The organism is Plesiocystis pacifica SIR-1, from assembly GCF_000170895.1.
Lineage (GTDB): Bacteria > Myxococcota_A > Polyangia > Nannocystales > Nannocystaceae > Plesiocystis > Plesiocystis pacifica.
Genome location: NZ_ABCS01000150.1, coordinates 1 through 18,509 on the forward strand (window position 1 = coordinate 1; position 18,509 = coordinate 18,509).

Below are 18,509 nucleotides of genomic sequence, written 5' to 3' on the forward strand. Positions count from 1 at the left end.
GGCCGGGACCCCGTTCTTGACGAACAGCGTCGGGCGGTCGGAGGTCGAGCACGAGTGCGCCCAGGGGGTCGTCCAGCTCCGCGATTGCGAGACGCTGACGCAGACCTTGGAGCTGTTCGGGAAGCCCAGGTCGAAGGGCTCGGGGTCCCGCATGTTCTGGACGGGGTCGGCCTCACCGTCGAAGTCGAGGCCGTTCGCGCCGCCGAAGGGCTGGACGCGGTGGAGCTCGAGGCGGTGCGGGTTGGAGTTGCCGTCGTCCACGTCCTCGCGGCCCTCGACGACCCACAGGGTCTCGTCGGAGCGGGGCAGGAAGGAGGCGGTCTCGTAGAGGCGCTCGTTCGAGTAGTCGCCCTCGCTGACGGCGTAGTAGTTCTTGTCGTTGACGATCACGGCCCAGGGGTGCTCGTAGCCGTCTTCGTCGACGTAGCGCTCGCTCGGCACGGCCTTGAGGCGCGCGTCGTTGGGGAAGCCCTCGCCGAGGGTCTCGAGCGTGCCCAGATCGAGGTCGAGGACCTGCACGCGATCGTGGGAGCGCGCGTCGTCGTCGCGGCCGGAGCTGACGGCCTCGAAGTACAGGCTGCCCGCGCGGCTGAAGCCGCTGACGGCGTGCTCGACCCCCGCGCCAGACGAGCGCAGCGTGCACTCGGAGTGGAGCTCGAGGTCGTGGATGGCCAGCGAGCCCCGGCGGGTGACGTAGCTGAGCAGGCGCCGGTTGGGCGACACGGGGTCGAGGCCGGCGACGTTGTCCAGGGGGACGCGGGAGGTGTAGACGGCCCCGGGGAACTCGCTGAGCACCTCGGCCCGGGCGACGTCGAAGACCAGGGTGCTGAGGTCGGCGCGGCTCTTGCCAGGATCGCCGACGGTCGCGACGACCTCGACGTCCGTGGGCAGCTCGGGCCAGGTGTCTAGCTCGCCGCGCTGGGCGGGGGAGGGGCCGTCGGTGAGCACCACGCGGCTGAAGCTCTGGTCGCGCTGGGCCAGGAGCACGGGCTCGCCGTTGGCTCGGTCGCCGACGGCGAAGTCGGTCTGCTTGGCGCCGGCGATGCGGACCAGGTAGAGCTCCTCGCGCTCGCCGTCGAGCAGGCGCCGGGCGACGATGTGGCGGTAGCCGATGGCCGCGACGCTGAGCTTGAGGTCGCCGCCGATGCGGAAGTGGGGGCGCTCGCTCTGCTCGGGGGGCAGCTCGCCCGCGTACCAGGCCCACAGCTCGCTCTCGCGGGCGGGCGGGGTGCTCTCCCCGTCCTCGTCGTCGTTCTCGCCGGGCATGCCGAGGCCGCCCCAGCTGCGGTAGATGATCCAGTCGCCGCCCCGGAGCGCGCCGATGAGCTGGTCGACCGCGCCCGGACCACCGATGACGTTGGCCGCGTGGCTGTCGGCCGCGTCGAGATCCCGGCTGATGATCTGCGAGCCGAGGCGGTAGGTGAGCCAGCGCCCGGAACCGGTGAGCAGGATCTGGTTGGGGGGCGCCTCGAGGGTGAGGCGCTCGACCTGCAGCTCGCCGACGTTGCAGCTCCCGGGCGGGCACTCGCGGACGATGTGCGCCTCACTGCCCGCGCTGGCGACGAGCAGCGTCCGCGATCCTTTGTGCGCGTCGAGGTCGCTGCGCCACGAGGCTTCGCTCATGTCGAGCTCGCCGCAGGCTTGGGGGTCGGCCGCGCACGCGAAGGCGCCGACACATGCGAGTGTCGCGAAGCCAAGGCGCGCGAATCCTCTGAAACCCACCGAAGCAAAAGTACACCAATTCTCGGCGCTTATGGCAACCTTCGCGGGTCGGCCCTGTCTGCAAGCTCGCCTGAACCGCCATGCCACGCCCGCGCTCGTTGTCCCTTTCCCTGGTCTGTCTGTTCTCGTTCGTGGGGCTGTCCACGGGCTGCCCATCCAGCCCGGGCGATCCCCAAGCTAGCGCAGGAACCGCCGACTCCGCTGGGGCAAAAACCAAAGCGGCCGACGCGGGGACCACCGATCCGGCCGAGGCCAAGCCCGCGCCCCTGACCATGGAGGAGGCGGAGGCCCTCTACCTCGGCGTCAAGTCGCGTCTGGAGCGAGAGGGGGCCCTGACGCCGGAGAGCTTCACGAAGATCTCCGGCGATCTGCAGCGCGTGGCCAACGAGGCCGAGGACGCCCACCTGCGCGCCAACGCGAGCTTGCTGCTCGGCTCGCTCCACGACGAAAAGGGCGATCGCCGGGCGGCGCTGTCATTTTACCGCCAGGCCAAGGAGCTCGTCCCCGACGACCCCAGCACCCACGCGGTGCTCGCCTTCACCCTCGCCGATCTCGAGCGCTGGGACGAGGCGATCACCGAGCAGCTCGCCGTCGTCGAGCTGGCCCCGGACGACCTGACCGGCTGGCTGCTGCTCGGCGAGATGTACATCAAGGCCGGGAAGATGGACGAGGCGCCCAACGCCTACGCGGCCTACGAGCTGCGCCGTCACGGGCTGCTCGAGGGCCTCACGGCCAAGCTGGAGGGGGCCTACGTCAAGGATCCGGAGCACCGGGCGGCCTGCGCCGAGGCCCTCGCGCCGGCGGCCGACAACGGCACCGCGCTCGCGCTCATGTACGCCTTCGAGTCCGACCCCGAGGCGATCGTGCGCGCCAACCTGGCCGCGGTCATGGGGGAGCAGCGGCTCGTCGGCTACAAGGAATTCCTGACCAAGCACGTCGCCACGGAGCAGGACGCGGATGTCAAGGAGGCGCTCGAGTGGGCGATCTCGGAGATCGAGCGGGATCCCGTGGACACCACGCCCGGGGCCGTGCCCAAGGACATTCAGGACGCGGTCACGGCTCGGGAGAAGGAGCTCGCGGCCGAGGCGGCCGAGGAGGCTGCCGGGGAGCCTGGCGCAGACGCGGGCGAGGAGGCTGCTGAACAGCCTGCCGGGGATGCGGCAGGGGAGAGCGGCCCTGAGGCGAAGCCCGAGTCGAAGCCAGATTCGAAGCCAGATTCGAAGCCCGAGTCGAAGCCTGGAGCCGATCCAAAAGCTGGGTGAGGGGGCGCCCGCGCCTCCCGCGGGGTTGCAGCGCTCAGAGTCGAGCGCGGGGCGTTGGGGGTAGCGCCGCTTCGCGGTACACCTGCCCCGCGCATGAGCGACGCCCGTGCACCCGCCTCCGTCGAGGTCGAAGGCCTGACCTTTCACTACCCTGGCGCCGAAGATCCGGCCCTGCGCGAGGTCGCCTTTCGCGTGCGACCTGGCGAGCGCCTGGGTCTGCTCGGGCCCAACGGCGCGGGCAAGTCCACGATGATGCGGATCGCGTGCGGCTACCTGCCGGTGCCGCGCCGCCGCGGGACCAAGGTTCGGGTCGCCGGCCTGGACGTCGCGACCCAGTCCCTGGCCGTGCGCGAGCAGGTCGGCTACCTGCCCGAGCAGGTGCCGCTCTACCAGGAGCTGCGGGTGCGCGAGCACCTCGAGTTTCGGGCCGCGGTCAAGCGGGTGCGTCGACGCGCGCGGCGGGCCGAGGTCGAGCGCGTCGCCGGCCTGGCGGGCCTCGAAGACATGCTCGAAACGCCGATCGGGCGGCTCAGCCGGGGGTACCGCCAGCGCGTGGGCATCGCGGACGCGCTGCTCGGATCGCCGCCTCTGGTCGTCCTCGACGAGCCGACCGTGGGCCTCGACCCCAACCAGGTTCAGGGCATCCGGACCATGCTCAAGAACCTCGGCGGCGCCCAGACGCTGATCTTCTCCTCGCACATCCTCGCCGAGGTCGAGGCGCTGTGCGATCGCATCATCATCCTGTCCCGCGGGGCGGTGGTCGCCGACGAGACGGTGAGCGCGGCGCTGGCCAGTGACACCCTGAGCATCGAGTGGGGCCGGCCCAGCAGCGGGGGCGGAGGCGAGGGGGACGCCATCCGTGGCGCGGCGGTCCAGGCTTGCCTCGAGCAGGCCTGGTCGCGCTTCGACGCCGCCGGTCCCCTCGAGGTCGAGCTGAGCGTGGTCGGGGATCGGGTCCAAGCCACCGTGGTCAGCGGCCCCGTGGCTCTCGACGAGCTCGCGGCGGCGATCGGCGCCGAGAGCCTGGCCGCCGGCTTGCCGCTGGTCCGCCTCGAGCCCGGGCGCCGGCGCCTCGAGGAGCGCTTCGCCGTGGTCACGGGCTTTCGCGAGGCGCCGGAACGTGCGAAGGGGGGGCGGTCGTGAGCGAGAAACCCGAGCCCGAGCCCAAGCCCAAGGCTGAGTCGGCCCCCGAGTCGACCCCAGCTCCGGCCAAGGTGGGTCTGCTCGCCCTGGTCGCCCGGGCCCTCCGGCACTGGCTCACGGGCACCCTGTCCCTCGCCCGCCGGGAGCTGCTCTCGCTCTTCGTCACGCCCTTGGCCTACCTGGTCGGGACCTTGTTCCTGCTCAACCAGGGCTGGAACTTCTCGGTCCTGCTCAAGGTGCTCAACGACCCGCTGGCCGCCCGCGGCCCGGTGATGCAGTTCTACTTCGGCGGGAGCATCTTCATCTTCTGGCTCCCGGTCATCTTCATCTGCTCGGCGATCAGCATGCGCTTGATCGCCGAAGAGCGGCGCTCGGGGACCCTCGAGGCCCTGCTGACCGCGCCGCTGAGCCCCTCGCAGGTGGTGATCGGCAAGTACCTGGGCGCGCTGGTGTTCTACGTCGCCCTGTGGCTGCCGACGGGCGCCTTTTACCTGCTCTTGCGCGGGGCGTCGGGCCCGGTGATGGCCCCGGACGTGGGCCCCATCGCCTCGGGCTACCTGGGCACCTTCCTGTGCGGGGCGAGCTTTCTGGCCATCGGCCTGCTGTTCTCTGCGTTTTCCCGCAGCCAGCTCGCCGCGGCCATCGGCACCTTCGTGACCTGCACGATCGTGCTGCTCGCCGGCTTGCTGACCGACCAGGTCGAGGTCTGGCTGGCCAAGATCCTCGGCTGGATGTCGCTGCTGTCGATGATGCAGGAGCTGGCCCAGGGCATCGTCGACGGGCACTGGCTGTGGCTGCACGGCGGCGTGGTGGTCGCCTCGCTGGCCATCGCCGTGGTCGCGGTCAACCCGCGGCGGGACTGGCAGAGCGTGGCCCAGGCGGCGCTCTTGGTGGTCGCGGCCGGGCACCTCGCGGTCCTCGGGGGGCGCCACGCGGAGCGCGGAGACTGGACGCGCGGGCAGGTCTACACCCTGTCCGAGCGGGCCCAGAGCGTGCTCGAGCAGCTCGCCGAGCCCATCGACGTGACCGTGCTGGCGCCGACCACGATCGGCAACGGGCGGCCCAACCCGATCCGCGGGGAGCTGCGCGAGGTGTTGATGCGGATGGCGGCGGTGGCTCCGAACCTGCGCGTCAACCTCGTCGACCCCGACGTCGACCGCCAGGAGGCCGAGCGGCTCATCGACGACTTTGGGCTCAGCGCCCGGGACCTCCCCGACGGCGTCGTGCTGATCCGCGCGGGGCAGGGGAGCAAGCTGCGGCGCGCCCACCTGCTGCCCTCGGACCTGGTCACCTACGCCACGGGCCCGGAGGTCCAGGCCAACGGCCCGCGGGTCAAGTCCTTCCGCGGCGAGGAGGCGCTGCTGGCCAAGTTCCTCGAGGTGTCCGAGCCGGTCAAGCTGACGGTCTGCTACACCCGCGGCCACGGCGAGCCGGCGTTCGACGACCTCGAGCCCTTCAACGGCTACGCCCACCTCCGCGACCTGCTGCGCGAGGCCAACCTCGACACCAAGGCGGCCGATCTCGACGACGAGCGGGGCCTCGACGACTGCGACCTGCTGCTCGTCGCCGGCCCCAGCGGCGCGCTCCCGGCCACCCACGTCGCGGCCATCGAGCGCTTCGCCGAGCGCGGCGGGGACCTGCTGCTGATGACCGGGGCCGTGTTCGCCCGGGGCAAGCCCGCCCTCGCGCCCCACGGCCTCGAGCCGCTGACCGCCAGCTACGGCATCTACCTGGGCGATCGCGTGGTCGTCGACACCACGCCGGTGCCCGGTGCCTCGGACATGACGGCGTTCACGCTCAACACCGGCTGGGCCGATCACCCGGCGGTGCGCAGCCTGGTCCACCAGCCCCTGGCGCTGTTCCACGTCCGCGAGCTGCGGGTCGACTCGGGGGCAGGGGCGGGCGCACAGGTGCTGCTCTCGACCACCGAGCGGGGCTGGGCCGAGGCGGGCATCGAGGCCCTGCAGGTCGGGGGCATGGTCGGCTACGACGAGGAGGTCGATCGTCGCGGGCCCGTGCCGGTGATCGCAGCCGCCGAGCGCGGGGCCTCGCGCCTGGTCGTGGTCGGCTCCGACGAGATCGCCCTCAACGCCTGGCTGCGCGAGGACGTGGCCTACTCCCGGGGGCGCGACCTGATCCTGAACCTGATCGGCTGGCTGACCCAGCGGGAGGTGCTGCTCGGCATTCGCCCGCGCGACCGGGAGCACGTCAAGCTGGTCCTGCACCCCGAGCAGCTCCGGCGCATGACCTTGGTGTGCCTGCTCGGGCTCCCGGGCTTCGCCATCGCCGTGGGCCTGCTCGTGCTGTGGAGGCGGCGGACATGAGCGACGCCGACGCCCCGCAGACCGTCGAGCGGCGCCCCTCGACGGCGGTCAACGCCGCCATCGAGCGCGGCCGGGTCCACCTCAAGCCGCGGCCGGGGACCTTCGTGACGCTGGCGCTGGCGCTGGTGTGCGTGGGCCTCACCTGGTTCGATCCCTTCGAAGATCCAGACAACAGCCAGGTGATCGTCTCGTCCAAGACCGGGGCGCGGCGGCTGTTCCCGACCCTCGTCGACGCCGACCCGAGCCGGGCCACGGTCGAGCTGCAGGGCCCCGATCGGCCGCCGGTGCGCCTGGTGCCCAGCCCCGAGGGCCACCAGGTCATGCGCGGCGACGAGCTGCTCGGCCCGGCCAACGCCGACGAGTTCGAGGCGCTGTGGTCCTCGCTGCGCATGGCCACGGTGCTGCGCGAGCCTGGGCGGGTGCGCAAGGCCCTCGGCAAGGACAAGGGGGGCGGGGCCGAGGGCGACGCGAGCGGGGGCGACGCGTCCCGGCACATCGGCCAGCGCGGCGTCGTGCGGGTCAGCCTGCCCGACGCGAGCTTCACCCTGGCCCTGGGCGACGTCGTGCCCAACGGGGGCGTGTACGCGGCCCTCGACGACGGCGGGCCCCTGGTGGTCGAGGACAACGTCGCCTGGCTCGTCGAGCAGTCCGCCGAGAAGTGGCTGTCCAAGGGCCTCGTCGACCTCGAGCCCAGCTCGGTCACGGCCCTGGTCTGGGCTGGCGGCGAGGAGGTCGGCATCGGCCTGGGCGACGACGGCTTTTGGCGGGTGCGCAGCGGCGCTGCTCCGGCGCTTTTGTCCAACGAGGCCGTGGACTTCCGGCTCAAGCGCCTGCTCCGGGCCCAGCTCGATCCGCTGCTCCCGCGCGACGCCATCCAGCCCGAGTCCGTGCGCCCGTGGCTGTCGCTGACCACCTTCGACCGCGGCGCCCGGACCTTGCTGGTCGGCGGCGAGTGCCCCGATCACCCCGAGCGCCGGGTGGTCGATCGCGGCGCGGGCCTGGTCGGCTGCCTGCCGGCGGAAGAGCTCGAGCCCTGGCCGCTCCACGACCCGCGCGCGGGCATGGTCGAGTCGCGCCTGGTGCCGCACCGCTACGGGCGCATCGTGCAGATCGACCTGGGCGAGCCGGCCCGGCGCTCGTTGATTCGGCGGGCCGGGAGCTGGTCGCTGAGCCAGGGCGGGCGGGTCGAGGCCGTGTCCGACGACGAGGTCCGGCGCTGGTACGCCGGGCTGTCGCGGGTGGAGGTCGCGCTGCTGAGCGCCGGCGAGCCCCCGGACGAGGGCGCTGGCGACGTCGAGGGCGAGGGGGCGCCCGGCCGCCCCGACGTGGGCGGCGAGGACCCCGAGGCAAAGAACCCCGAGTCGGGCGAAGGGCCCTCGGGGGTCGGAGCCTTCGAGGGCGTCGCCTTCGAGGCCGACCTCGAGCTCGTCGTGCACGCCGACACCAACGAGACCCTGCACATCAGCTGCCACACCCAGAGCGAGCCGGTGCTGTGCGTCCGCGACGACGGCCCCGTGCTCCGGGTGCTCAGCGAGCTCCCCCCGGACCTTCGCTTCGAGGCCGAGACCTTCGCCGAGCGCCGCCTCGTCGAGTTCACCACCGGCGAGGCCCGGGCCGTCGAGGTCCTGCCCGGCGGCCCGGGCTCGACCACGGTGCGCCAGAGCGCCCGCCTGGACGTCGGCGCGTGGTCCCTGACCGCGCCGCTGCACGCCGACGACGCCGGGGCCATCGACGAGGTCCGCGTCGAGACCCTGCTGTGGGGCCTGAGCCAGCTCCGGGCCGAGCGCTGGGTCGACGCCGAGTCGGCGAGCGCCGAGGAGCCCCTGCGCCGCGTCGTCGCCACGATCTTGCCCGTCCAGGGCAGCGAGCGCGTGGTCGAGGCCGAGCTCTACCCCAACTGCGAGGTCGCGGTCCCGGGCCACCGCCGGGCCCTGATCCCCCGCTCGCAGTGCGAGGCCCTCGCCGGCGACCTGCTGTTCGTCGATCCGCTGCGCTTTTGGCTCGAGCGCGCCCGCAGCTTCGAGCTGCGCCAGACAGGGGACAGCCAGGGCACCTTCCTGCGCCGCGATCGGCAGCGCGAGCGCTTCGTCCGGGACGACGGGGGCGCGATCGCAGATCCGGCCATCGAGGCGCGCCTGGCCGCGTGGCTCGACTGGCGCTCGGCGGGCATCCGCTCGGGCGAGCCGCCCACGCCGAGCGCCTGGGTCCTCGACATCCGCCGCGACACCGGCGTGGACCTGCGCGTCGACGTGGGCGAGGGCTGGGTCCGCATCCAGGGCTCGGACTGGTACTACGCCGAGGCTGAGGCCACGGACGACGAGGAGACGGCCGAGGGCGGGGAGACGGGCCCCGAGGACGGCGACTTCGACCCGGGCGCCGTCGAGCTCTGACGGGCGAGCCAGCCCAACCAAAGAAAAGAGGCAGCGTCGCAGCGCTGCCTCTTTCGGAGTCGAAGCTGGGGGCTCGGCCTCAGCCGCCCTCTTTCTTCTTCTTGAGCGCCTCGGCCTCTTTTTGCATCCGCTCTTGCATCTCGCGGTTTTGCTCCTCGGTCATGGCGATCATCTTGGGGTGCCAGTCCGAGTTGGGCGGCGCGACCCACTTGACCTCGCCGGTCTCCTCGTCCTTGGCCTTGTAGGAGTGGAACTCCAGCAGGCCGTTGTCGTGGGCGAAGCCGGTGTCGGAGAAGCGCTTGAACTTGCCCTTGATGGTGTACTCCTTGCCGACCTCGATGACGACGAGGGGCTCTTCCTCCCACAGCTTCTGCGTGTCCGTGTCCCACTCGGGGATGGGGAAGTAGTAGTTGACGACCATCATCGCCCGCTTCTTGCCCTTGCTGTCGGCGGAGTCGGTGATCCAAAAGTGGGGCTGCTTGCCGGGGGGGCACAGCTCGCCCTCGGGGCACTCTGGGGGCACGTAGATCTCCTGGACCCAGCCCTTGACGATGGTGGTCTCGCCGGCCTCGCCCTTCTTGAGGTTCTCGTCGATGTCCTTGCGCAGACCGAAGATCGAGAACGGCTTGTCGGCGTCGTCCTCGTACTGGAGCGGCGCCTTGGCCTCCTCGAAGTTGGGGGAGGGGGGCAGCTCGACCTGGACGTCGGGGATGACCTCTTCCTCCTGGGCGGGTTGCTCCTGCTTCTTGGTGCAGCCGGCGAGGACCAGCGGCAGCGCGACGCAGCAGGTGAGGGCGAGCGGGGCGAAGGTGTTGATCAGCTTCATCGAAGAGTGGCCTCCGGGACGACGCGCCGATAAAGGCGTCGGGAGCACTGGCGGACTTTCCGCGTTGCGTCGTTTATCACGGCCTGGAGCGAAAAGTCCATGCCTAGTCCTCATCCCGGAGTTTGGGTCAGCCCCCACGCCGGCTTGACGGGACCCGTCGCATCATCGAACAAGGTGGCGATGATGCGTCGAGCGCAGCGACCCCGGGGCCCGAGCGCGCAGCGCGGGTTTCGCCCCTGGCGTGGTCTGGGGCGGGTCTGGGCGCGGTCTTTGGGGATCTCGGCGGCCCTCGCCTGGGCGGCCGCGGGCTGCGGATCGGAGCCCGGCGAGGCGGCCGAGGCGGCCGGCGAGGTCGAGGAGAGCGCAGGCAAAGACGATCCCGAGGGCGTCGAGCGGGCCGCGGCCCAAGCAGCGGATCCCGCGCTCAACGAGGCCGTGGTCCTGGCCCTGCCGCAGCTGCCCCGCAAGTTCGACCCCCACGACGACCTCGAGCCGTGGGCCGAGCGCATCGGCGACGACCTGCTCTTCGAGGGCCTGGTCCGCCGGGGGGGGGACCGCTACCCCTGGGTCGAGCCGGGCCTGGCCGACCGCTGCGAGGTCGACCGCGAGTACGCCGTGGCCTCGGTGACCTGCCACATCCCCGAGGGGATCCGCTTCCACGACGGCAGCGAGGTGACCATGGAGGACGTCGAGTACTCCGTGCGCCTGTGGGTCCTGCCCCAGCGCAGCTGGCTGCGCGAGCGCAGCGGCCTGGCGACCCTCGATCGCGTGGAGATCGTCGACGGCCCCCGGGGCGCCCCCGGCCGCGAGCGGGATCCCGGTCGGTGGATCCGCCTGGGCTTCGACAAGCGCGAGCCCCTGGCCCTCGAGGCCCTGACCGCGATCAAGATCGTGCCCAAGGCGGCGCACCGCGGACGCTCGACCCGCTTCTCCCAGCAGCCCATCGGCACCGGCCCCATGCGCCTCGAGTCCATGGACGGCGAGCGCATCGTGCTCGAGCGCTTCGAGGGCTACCGCGAGGGCCCGAGTCCGAGCGCGTGCCGGCCCCGGGGACCATCGCCTTTCGAGCGGTCAGCGACGGCGCCGACGCGCTCACGGCCTGCGCCGCGGGGAGGTCCACTTCCTCGCCGAGGTCGCCCCATCCACGTGCCCGTCGAGCTCGGCAAGCCGGGCATGGCGGGCCGCTTCCGCGGCTGGGTGGTGAGCCCGGCACAGTACGACATGCTGCTGTGGAACCTGGGCAAGGGGCTGTCGGCGGACTCGGGCCTGCGCCAGGCCCTGCACGACGCCCTGCCGCTGTCGGCGATCACCCGGGACGTCCACCAGAGCCCGGGGCTGGGCGTGGACGCGCCCGTCGATCTGCACGCGCCCGTGGCCATCGACCTCGACGCCCTCGCCGACATCAAGGCCGGCGAGCCCGTGCGCGGCGGCCTGCTCCCGCTGCCCGACTTCGAGGCCGACGCGCGCGCCCAGGTCGGGGCGTCCATGGCCCTCGACGCCCTCGAGTGGCCCGTCGAGGCCCAGGGGCTGCGCCGCCGACCGGGCGGTCCGCTGCGCTTCATCCTCGCCTGGGACGGGACCGAGGGCCGCGCGGGCCAGACGGCCGAGCTCATCCGCGAGGCCTGGCGGAGCGTCGGGGTCGCCGCGCCGCAGTCGACGACCTCGTGGCGCTTCCTCCTCTCGGTGATCCAAAAGGGGGACTTCCGCGTCGCCATGGTCCACCTGGGCGGCCACAGCGACGAGGACCTCTACCACCTGTTCCACTCGCGCGGGGCCATCAACTACTCCCGCGTCGACGACGAGCTCCTCGACGCGGCCCTGAGCGACTACCGCGGGGCCCCCGACCGCGCGGCCCGGGACGCCGCCAAGGCCCGGGTCGCCCAGCGCCTCGCCGAGCTGCGGGTGGTGTCCGTGCTCTACGCCCCGACCCACGTCGTGCTCGCGTCGCGGCGCCTGCAGGGGGTCGAGTTCGTCGACGACATGCCGCGCCTGACGACCCTCTCGCTGACCCCCGGCGACATCGACTGGGGCGCGGAGCGGTCGGCCCTGAACGGCGACGCAGGCTGAACGCGGCTACCCTGAACAACTGGTGAATTCGTGGGCGAGTCGCGGACGTGGGGCAGGGAGGGCGTGGCGTCGTCCGCGACGGCTAAAACGGACAGGGACTGTGAATATTCACAGTCCCTGAGGCCCCGAAAGTTGCCGTTTTCTTTCGGGCGTGCCTGGGTCCTCGTACAAGCGGAGGGCAGCGACGGGGCGCACATGCGACCCCCCAAACCCACCCCGATGGACCCCGGCGGTGGCACCCCAGCGAGGTATCCCATCATGTCCAGCGTCATCCTCATGTTCACCCTCTTGGCTCCCACCTTCGAAGACGCTGCGAGCGAGCTCTCGCAGCCCGAGACCACCGAGCCCTACAGCGACGCGATCGCGCGCATGCTCGCCAAGTACGACGCCGAGTACGAGGTCGAGCAGGCCCTCGAGCGCTTCAACACTGGTCTGTATTAGGCTTGATGGAGGGCCTTCGCAGGCCCTCCCAGGCCGTCGGGCTACGCCCTCCGATCCCCCTGGACTAGCCGATCGATGGTGTTTTCTGCCGAGCCCGCGGTGGAGACCTCTCGACACGAAGAGCCGGCCGCGCTGAGACGCGAGCCGGCTTTTTGATGTCCTGGCTCGACGGTCAGCCCGTCGATGCACGCAAGGCCTCGATGGTGCATTGGTCTGCCATGCTCCAGGCTTTCGCCGCGCTCGTCGGCTGACGCCCGCGCGTGGCCCCCACGCGGGCCGCCAACCCAGGCACGAAGGCCGACGAGGGGTCCCTCGCGGCCACTTGGCCGGCGTCGTTGCGTGCGGGGTCGAAAACCAGATAGGACTCGTGGGTGCCGTTGCGGAGCATGACCGGCTTTGGCCTGGCCGACCGAGGGGGGGCGGAGCGGGGTGCCCGGCTCCGCGTGGAGCTGCGCTCGGTCAACTCGCGCTACCTCGAGGTCAAGATCCGTCAGCCCTTCAACGTCGGGGTCGAGCACGGGCTGCGCAAGCAGCTCGAGGCGCGCCTGGGCCGGGGTCGGGTCGACCTCGCCGTGCGCCTCGAGGGCGGGAGCTTCGACGAGGCCGCCGACCCGCTGGCCGCCCTCGGCGTCGAGGGGGGCATCGAGGGCGAGCGCGTGTCCCAGGTGCTCGCCGGGCTCGCGGCGCTCGAGGCCAAGGGCCGGGACGCCGGCGTGGCCCTGAGCCCGCCGACGACCCTGGACCTGCTCAAGTTCGTGAGCGCCTCGGCCCGCAACAGCGGCGCCGCCGAGGCCCCGACGCCGCCGGAGTTCCTGACCGCCGTCGTCGACGAGGCCCTCGCCGGGCTCACGGCCATGCGCGAGCGCGAGGGCGCCGCCTTGACCGCGGAGCTCGGCCGGCTCTACGACGAGCTCGAGGCCCAGGTCGCCGGCCTGCGCGAGAGCCTGGAAGGAGAGGGCGAGCGGCTGATGATCCAGCACCGCGAGCGCCTGGCGGAGCTCCTCGGCGGCGCGGACGTGGCCGCCGAAGCCATCGACGGCGAGCGCGTGGCCGCCGAGGTCGCGGTGCTGATCCAGCGCGGCGACGTCAGCGAGGAGCTCGCGCGCATCGCCAGCCACCTCGAGCAGGCCCGCGGCGTGCTCGCGGCCGAGGCCAGCGTCGGCCAGGGCAAGACTCTCGACTTCCTGGGGCAGGAGCTGCTCCGCGAGGTCACCACCATCGGAAGCAAGATCACCAGCCACCGCGGCAGCGCCCTGGTGATCGCCGCCAAGCGGACCATCGAGCGCCTCCGCGAGCAGATTCAGAATGTCGAGTGAAGCCCCGCGCGGTACCGGAACCCTGCTGATCGTCAGCTCGCCCTCGGGCGCGGGCAAGACCACGCTGTGCACCAAGCTGCGGGCCGAGTTCCCGAGCATTGGCTTCTCCGTCAGCTACACCACCCGGCCCCCCCGCCCCGGGGAGGAGGACGGGGTGCACTACCACTTCGTCACCAAGGACCGCTTCCAGGAGATGGCCGCGGACGACGAGTTCGCCGAGTACGCCCTGGTCCACGGCAACATGTACGGGACCGCGGCGCGGCAGGTCGGGGACGCCCTCGCGGCCGGCCGCGATCTGCTGTTCGACATCGACTTTCAGGGGGGGCGTCAGCTGCGGCAGCGCTTCCCGGACTCGGTCGTGCTGGTGTTCATCCTCCCGCCCTCCCTGCGCGAGCTGGAGCAGCGTCTGCGCCGGCGGGCGACGGACGCCGATGAGGTGATCGCGCGGCGCCTCAAGGTGGCCCGCTCGGAGATGGCCCACTACGATGAGTATGATTACCTGATCGTGAACGACGACCTCGACACGGCCTACGACGCCCTCCGGGCGATCTACGTCGCGGCGCTGCACCAGCGCCCGCGGCTGGCCCACCGCGCGCGCGCGCTGCTCGAGGGCCAGGAGGCGCTTCCCTGGTGAGCCGCAACGCTCGCAAGCCCGCCCTCGTCGAGGCCTCGCGCTCGGGCACCCGCCTGAGCCAGCGGGACGTCCTCGACGTCGCCCGGGTCGAGCTCGAGAGCCAGCCCAACTGGAGCTTCGATCCCAACAACCCCGAGGGCGAGCCGGTGCCCCTCGACGCCGAGGCGGACGCGGCCCCGTCGGCCTCCCCGTCGAGCCCGGAGGCCGCGGAGGACCCCCACGTCGGGGCCGAGGTCGCCAACGTGCTCCTGCTCCGGGAGTTCGAGCTGCTCATCGAGGAGGTCCGCCGGCGCCTCGGCGAAGACGCCCTGGCGCCCGTGCGCGAGGCCTTCGACCTGGCCCTGAGCTGCCACGAGGGCCAGATGCGCAAGAGCGGCGACCCCTACCTGGTCCACCCCCTGCGCGTGTCTCGGACCCTCGCGGGCATGGGCCTCGACGTGCCCTCGGTGGTCGCCGGCATCCTCCATGACACCGTCGAGGACTCGGAGCTGACCGTGCTCGAGCTCGAGGAGGGCTTCGGCCGCGAGGTCGCCCTGCTCGTCGACGGCGTGACCAAGCTGGGCAAGGTGCCCTACCTGTCGCGGCGGGAGAACCAGGCCGAGAGCTTCCGCAAGATGCTCGTGGCCATGAGCCGGGACATCCGCGTGCTGCTGGTCAAGCTCTGCGACCGCCTCGACAACATGCGCACCCTCGAGGCGATGCCGGCCAACAAGCAGCGGCGCATCGCCCGGGAGACGGCCGACATCTACGCCCCGCTCGCGCGCCTGCTCGGCGTCGACTGGCTGCGCCGCGAGCTCGCCGATCTGTCCTTTCGCTACCTCGAGCCCGTCGCCGCCCAGACCATCCGCAAGGAGATGGTCGGCCTGCTGACCGAGGACCCCACGCACATCGATCGCGGCATCGAGCTGCTCCAGGACGCCTTCGAGGGCCGCTCTCGAGCGGGCGAGGAGGACGGCGAGGCGGCGCCGCAGGTGAGCGGGGGAGGGGAGGCCGAGCCCTTCCACGTGCTCATCGCCCCGCCGCCGGTGTGGGACGGCGAGACCTTCGGCGGGGTCCGCTTCCGGGCCACGGTGCTGACCCCCCAGGAGGTCTACGACCAGCGCGAGCGCGGGCGGAACATCGAGACCCTGCGCGACATGGTGACCTACCAGGTCATCACCGAGGACCGCGGGGCCTGCTACCTCGCCCTCGGCCACGTGCACGGCAACTTCAAGCCCATCCCCGGGCAGATCCGCGACTACGTGGCGATCCCCCGGGCGAACCGCTACCAGGGCCTGCACACCCAGGTCCTCGACCGCGCGGGCGTGCGCTTGCACGTCGAGATCCGCTCGAAGGCCATGGACGCCGTGGCCGAGCGCGGCGTGCTCGAGCAGCTCGAGCACGGGCTCCAGGCCAGCGAGCTCGGCTGGCTGCGCGAGATGATGGGCTGGCAAGATCAGGTCGAGGATCCGACCGAGTTCATCGAGGCCGTCAAGCGCGAGCTGTTCGCCGATCAGGTGTTCGTGTTCACCCCCGAGGGCGACCTCAAGACCTTCGCCAAGGGGGCCACGCCCATCGACTTCGCCTTCGCCGTGCACACCGATCTGGGCCTCCAGGCCGCGGGCGCCCGGGTCAACGGCCAGGTCGTGCCGCTGCGCTACAAGCTGCGCCAGGGCGACACCGTGGAGGTCATCACCGACCCGCGGGTCGAGCCCCGGGAGGAGTGGCTGGGCCTGGTCCAGACCTCGCGGGCGCGGGCGCGGATCAAGCACTACCTGCGTCAGCGCGGGCGCAGCCTGGCCATCGAGACCGGGCGCCAGCTCCTGCGCCAGCGCCTCGAGCAGCGCGGCCGCGACCTCGACGAGTTCGTCGCCCTGGGCATCATCGGCTCGAGCCTCGAGCCCCTGGGCATCTCCCCCGAGCGCGGCGTCGATCGCCTCTACGAGCTCATCGGCGACAACGAGCTGCGCCTGGGCGACGTGGTAGCGATCATCGATCCGGAGTCGGCCTCGCCGAGCGAGAGCATGCTCGGTCGGCTGCTGCGCAAGACCTTCCGCCGCAAGGGGGAGCGGACGGGTCGGTCGGTCGGCGAGGGCGAGGCTGGCAAGCCCCTGCAGATCAGCGCGACCAACCTCGAGTCTGGGCTCATCGTGCTGGCGCCGTGCTGCTCGCCCTTGCCTGGCGATCCCGTCGTCGGCTTCCGCGTTCCGGGCCGCGGCGGCATCGAGACCCACGTCGAGGGCTGCCCCGTGGCCGTCGAGCGGGCGATCCACGAGCGGATCTTCCTGAGCTGGAGCAGCGCGCTGCTGCTGGAGCGGCCCGTGACCGTGCGGGTCCGCACGGCCAACACCGTGGGCCTCCTCGCCGAGATGAGCCGCGCCTTCTCGGAGCACGAGCTGAACATCAAGCAGGCCAACTGCCGGGCCTACGACGACGGGAAGTCCGCGCTGAACACCTTCCACGCCACCGTCGACAGCCTCGCGCGCCTCGAAGCGCTGCTCGAGCACCTGCGCGGGATTTCGGGCGTGACCAGCGTCGAGCGCGTGTTCGAGGGGGCGAAGGCCACCAAGGGCTGAGCAGGCCTGGGTCAGGGTTGACAAGGACGGGGAGCACGGCTATCAGTCCGACCCCTCGCGGCCCGCGAGGCCAAGAAAGATTCGGACGATGGCTTCCTTCACGCAGATCACCCGTCGCAAGCGCACCCTCCGTCACAAGAAGGCCGGTCGCAAGCGCAAGCTGGTCCAGTCCAAGAAGAGCACCGCTTCCTACGACGAGCTCTTCGCTGCTTGCGGCGACCCCGGGAAGCCGGCGCCCAAGGCCGAGTAGGCCGCCCGCCGCGGGCTTGCTCTCCGGTGCCTGGGAGTCCAGCCTGCCCGCGCCCGAGGCCTCGCGTGACGGCAAAAGCCCGGGCGTGGCCTGACCCTGGCCCCGTAGCCACCAATGAGATCGCCATGAAGACCCGCTAGAGCGGGTTTTTGCGTTGGTTTGGGCTGCGCCGGTAATCCGCTTGATCCGCCGGTCCGCGAACGCGTAGTCTGCTCGCGCAACCCGCCGGTACCGCCGGTTGGTGGAGCAATCATGACGACAGCTGCGCCTCAGCTCTCCCCTGGAAGTACGATCGATAGCTACACCATCGGCGCGAAGGTTCGCGAGCGATCGGGTGCGGCGACTTATGCGGCAAAAGACGCCCAGGGCGGAGACGTCCACCTCACCGTCTACGCCGGTGCGTGCTTTGCCTCGACCCTCGTGCGCGAGCGCTCCCTTCGTGAGCTGCGCCAGCTCCAGGGCGTGACGGCGCCCGAGATCGCCAAGGTCAAAGGCTGCGGCAAGCTCGACGACGGCGGGATCTACGAGGTCACCGAGGTCGTCGGCGGGGAAAACCTGTCCGGCGTGGGCCAGCTCAGCCGCCCAGACGTCTCGCAGGCCATGGGGGCCATCGGCCGGGCCCTGCTCGCCGCCCAAAAAGTCGGCGTCATGCACCGCAACCTCGGCGCGCACATGGTCTACGGCACCCCGGCGGGCTTCAAGGTCACGGGCTTCGCCGTCGGAGAGCCCCAGGGGGGCCCCGCGTTCGGCCCGATCGACAGCATCGCGCCCGAGCAGGTCGCCGGCAAGGTCGTCGATCAGCGCACGCTCATCTACAACCTCGCCGCGATCGCCCAGGAGCTGCTGTCTGGGGCGCCGCTGTTCCCCGGGACGCCCGCCGAGAAGCTCGATCTGCACGCCAACCGCGAGGCGGCTGTGGAGGAGGGCGCGCTCAAGCGGGCCCTGAGCAAGGACGCGCGCATGCGTCCGATGATGCTCAAGCAGTTCCTCAACGATCTGGCGAAGATCGGCGGCTCGGCGGCTCCGGCAGCACCGGCGGCCGCGCCGGCGGCCTCGAAGCCGTCGACGCGGGGCTGGACCATGTTCATGGAGGCTGCGCAGGAGGACGCGCCCAAGCCCGCTGCGCCGGCCCCCAAACCCGCGCCCGCTCCCGTGGCTGCGCCCAAGCCCACCGCGCCGGCTTTCGCGGCGTCCAAACCCGCGGCGCCCGCCAAGCCCGCGCCCGCGCCCGCGCCGGCCGGCGCCAAGCCGTCGACGCGGGGTTGGACCATGTTCATGGAGGCAGACGACGCCCAGGACGCGCCCGTTCCGGCTTCGCCCGCACCGGCGGCGCCGAAGCCTGCCGTGGCCCCCGTGCCTGCGCCGAAGCCTGCCGCGCCTGCGCCCGCTCCCGCCGGGTCGAAGCCGTCGACGCGGGGCTGGACCATGTTCATGGAGGCGGAGGAGGGGGCCGCCGACGCCGCGCCAGCGCCTGCAGCGCCCGCTCCGTCCCCGGCACCCGCCGCGGCGGCGCCCGTGCCTGCGCCGAAGCCCGCCGCGCCCGCTCCCGCAGCCGGAGGCGCCAAGCCGTCGACCCGGG

At 72.0% G+C, this 18,509-nt stretch carries 13 protein-coding genes; 11 read left to right on the forward strand and 2 right to left on the reverse strand.

The features are described 5' to 3' along the window. Nucleotides 1-1,623, reverse strand: a 1,623-nt coding sequence (locus PPSIR1_RS38705; RefSeq protein WP_006976752.1) for a hypothetical protein, incomplete at its 3' end; no start/stop codon positions are given. A gap of 230 nt (nt 1,624-1,853) precedes the next feature. Here PPSIR1_RS38705 and PPSIR1_RS38710 point away from each other — a divergent pair. The 4 genes from PPSIR1_RS38710 (at nt 1,854) to PPSIR1_RS38725 (ending at nt 8,841) form a co-directional block, all read left to right on the forward strand. Further along, a complete protein-coding gene (locus PPSIR1_RS38710) occupies nt 1,854-2,984 on the forward strand; it encodes a HEAT repeat domain-containing protein (RefSeq protein WP_198154711.1) in 1,131 nt (376 codons plus the stop codon). A 93-nt stretch (nt 2,985-3,077) separates the two neighbouring features. Further along, on the forward strand, nt 3,078-4,127 hold the full coding sequence (locus tag PPSIR1_RS38715) for an ABC transporter ATP-binding protein (protein WP_006976754.1): 1,050 nt from the start codon (nt 3,078-3,080) through the stop codon (nt 4,125-4,127). Next, nucleotides 4,124-6,451 (forward strand): Gldg family protein, encoded by a 2,328-nt coding sequence (locus PPSIR1_RS45115; RefSeq protein ID WP_006976755.1) that lies wholly within the window; start codon nt 4,124-4,126, stop codon nt 6,449-6,451. Before PPSIR1_RS38715 ends, PPSIR1_RS45115 begins: the two co-directional genes overlap by 4 nt. Further along, nucleotides 6,448-8,841: a hypothetical protein gene (locus tag PPSIR1_RS38725; RefSeq protein WP_157596426.1), complete on the forward strand. Its 2,394-nt coding sequence runs from the start codon at nt 6,448-6,450 to the stop codon at nt 8,839-8,841. Before PPSIR1_RS45115 ends, PPSIR1_RS38725 begins: the two co-directional genes overlap by 4 nt. Nucleotides 8,842-8,920: 79 nt before the next feature. Here the strand turns inward: PPSIR1_RS38725 and PPSIR1_RS38730 are convergent, their stop codons facing one another. Beyond that, nucleotides 8,921-9,667, reverse strand: a complete 747-nt coding sequence (locus tag PPSIR1_RS38730; protein WP_006976757.1) for a hypothetical protein — start codon at nt 9,665-9,667, stop codon at nt 8,921-8,923. A gap of 270 nt (nt 9,668-9,937) precedes the next feature. Between PPSIR1_RS38730 and PPSIR1_RS38735 the strand changes: the two genes are divergently transcribed. The 7 genes from PPSIR1_RS38735 to PPSIR1_RS45120 all read left to right on the forward strand — a co-directional run. After that, on the forward strand, nt 9,938-11,734 hold the full coding sequence (locus PPSIR1_RS38735) for an ABC transporter substrate-binding protein (protein WP_006976758.1): 1,797 nt from the start codon (nt 9,938-9,940) through the stop codon (nt 11,732-11,734). Between the two features lie 258 nt (nt 11,735-11,992). Further along, a complete protein-coding gene (locus tag PPSIR1_RS38740; protein WP_006976759.1) occupies nt 11,993-12,175 on the forward strand; it encodes a hypothetical protein in 183 nt (60 codons plus the stop codon). 371 nt (nt 12,176-12,546) lie between these two features. After that, complete coding sequence (locus PPSIR1_RS38750; protein WP_157596427.1) at nt 12,547-13,491, forward strand: YicC family protein; 945 nt, start codon at nt 12,547-12,549, stop codon at nt 13,489-13,491. Then, the gene (gmk, locus tag PPSIR1_RS38755) at nt 13,481-14,125 is read left to right on the forward strand and encodes a guanylate kinase (protein WP_006976762.1); all 645 of its coding nucleotides are present in this window, start codon (nt 13,481-13,483) and stop codon (nt 14,123-14,125) included. The genes PPSIR1_RS38750 and gmk overlap by 11 nt, the downstream gene beginning before the upstream one ends. Further along, nucleotides 14,122-16,680, forward strand: a complete 2,559-nt coding sequence (locus PPSIR1_RS38760) for a RelA/SpoT family protein (RefSeq protein WP_006976763.1) — start codon at nt 14,122-14,124, stop codon at nt 16,678-16,680. The genes gmk and PPSIR1_RS38760 overlap by 4 nt, the downstream gene beginning before the upstream one ends. An 88-nt stretch (nt 16,681-16,768) precedes the next feature. Further along, nucleotides 16,769-16,930 (forward strand): hypothetical protein, encoded by a 162-nt coding sequence (locus tag PPSIR1_RS48825; protein WP_006976764.1) that lies wholly within the window; start codon nt 16,769-16,771, stop codon nt 16,928-16,930. A 420-nt stretch (nt 16,931-17,350) separates the two neighbouring features. Continuing rightward, nucleotides 17,351-18,509 (forward strand): protein kinase family protein (locus PPSIR1_RS45120; RefSeq protein WP_006976765.1); only part of this gene is annotated, 1,159 nt, incomplete at its 3' end.

What these genes read in the sequence shown, in the direction of transcription:
- PPSIR1_RS38715 (WP_006976754.1), top strand. Translation starts at nt 3,078, where the DNA reads ATGAGCGACGCCCGTGCACCCGCCTCCGTCGAGGTCGAAGGCCTGACC.
- PPSIR1_RS38725 (WP_157596426.1), top strand. Translation starts at nt 6,448, where the DNA reads ATGAGCGACGCCGACGCCCCGCAGACCGTCGAGCGGCGCCCCTCGACG.
- PPSIR1_RS38730 (WP_006976757.1), bottom strand. Translation starts at nt 9,667, where the DNA reads ATGAAGCTGATCAACACCTTCGCCCCGCTCGCCCTCACCTGCTGCGTC.
- PPSIR1_RS38740 (WP_006976759.1), top strand. Translation starts at nt 11,993, where the DNA reads ATGTCCAGCGTCATCCTCATGTTCACCCTCTTGGCTCCCACCTTCGAA.
- gmk (WP_006976762.1), top strand. Translation starts at nt 13,481, where the DNA reads ATGTCGAGTGAAGCCCCGCGCGGTACCGGAACCCTGCTGATCGTCAGC.
- PPSIR1_RS48825 (WP_006976764.1), top strand. Translation starts at nt 16,769, where the DNA reads ATGGCTTCCTTCACGCAGATCACCCGTCGCAAGCGCACCCTCCGTCAC.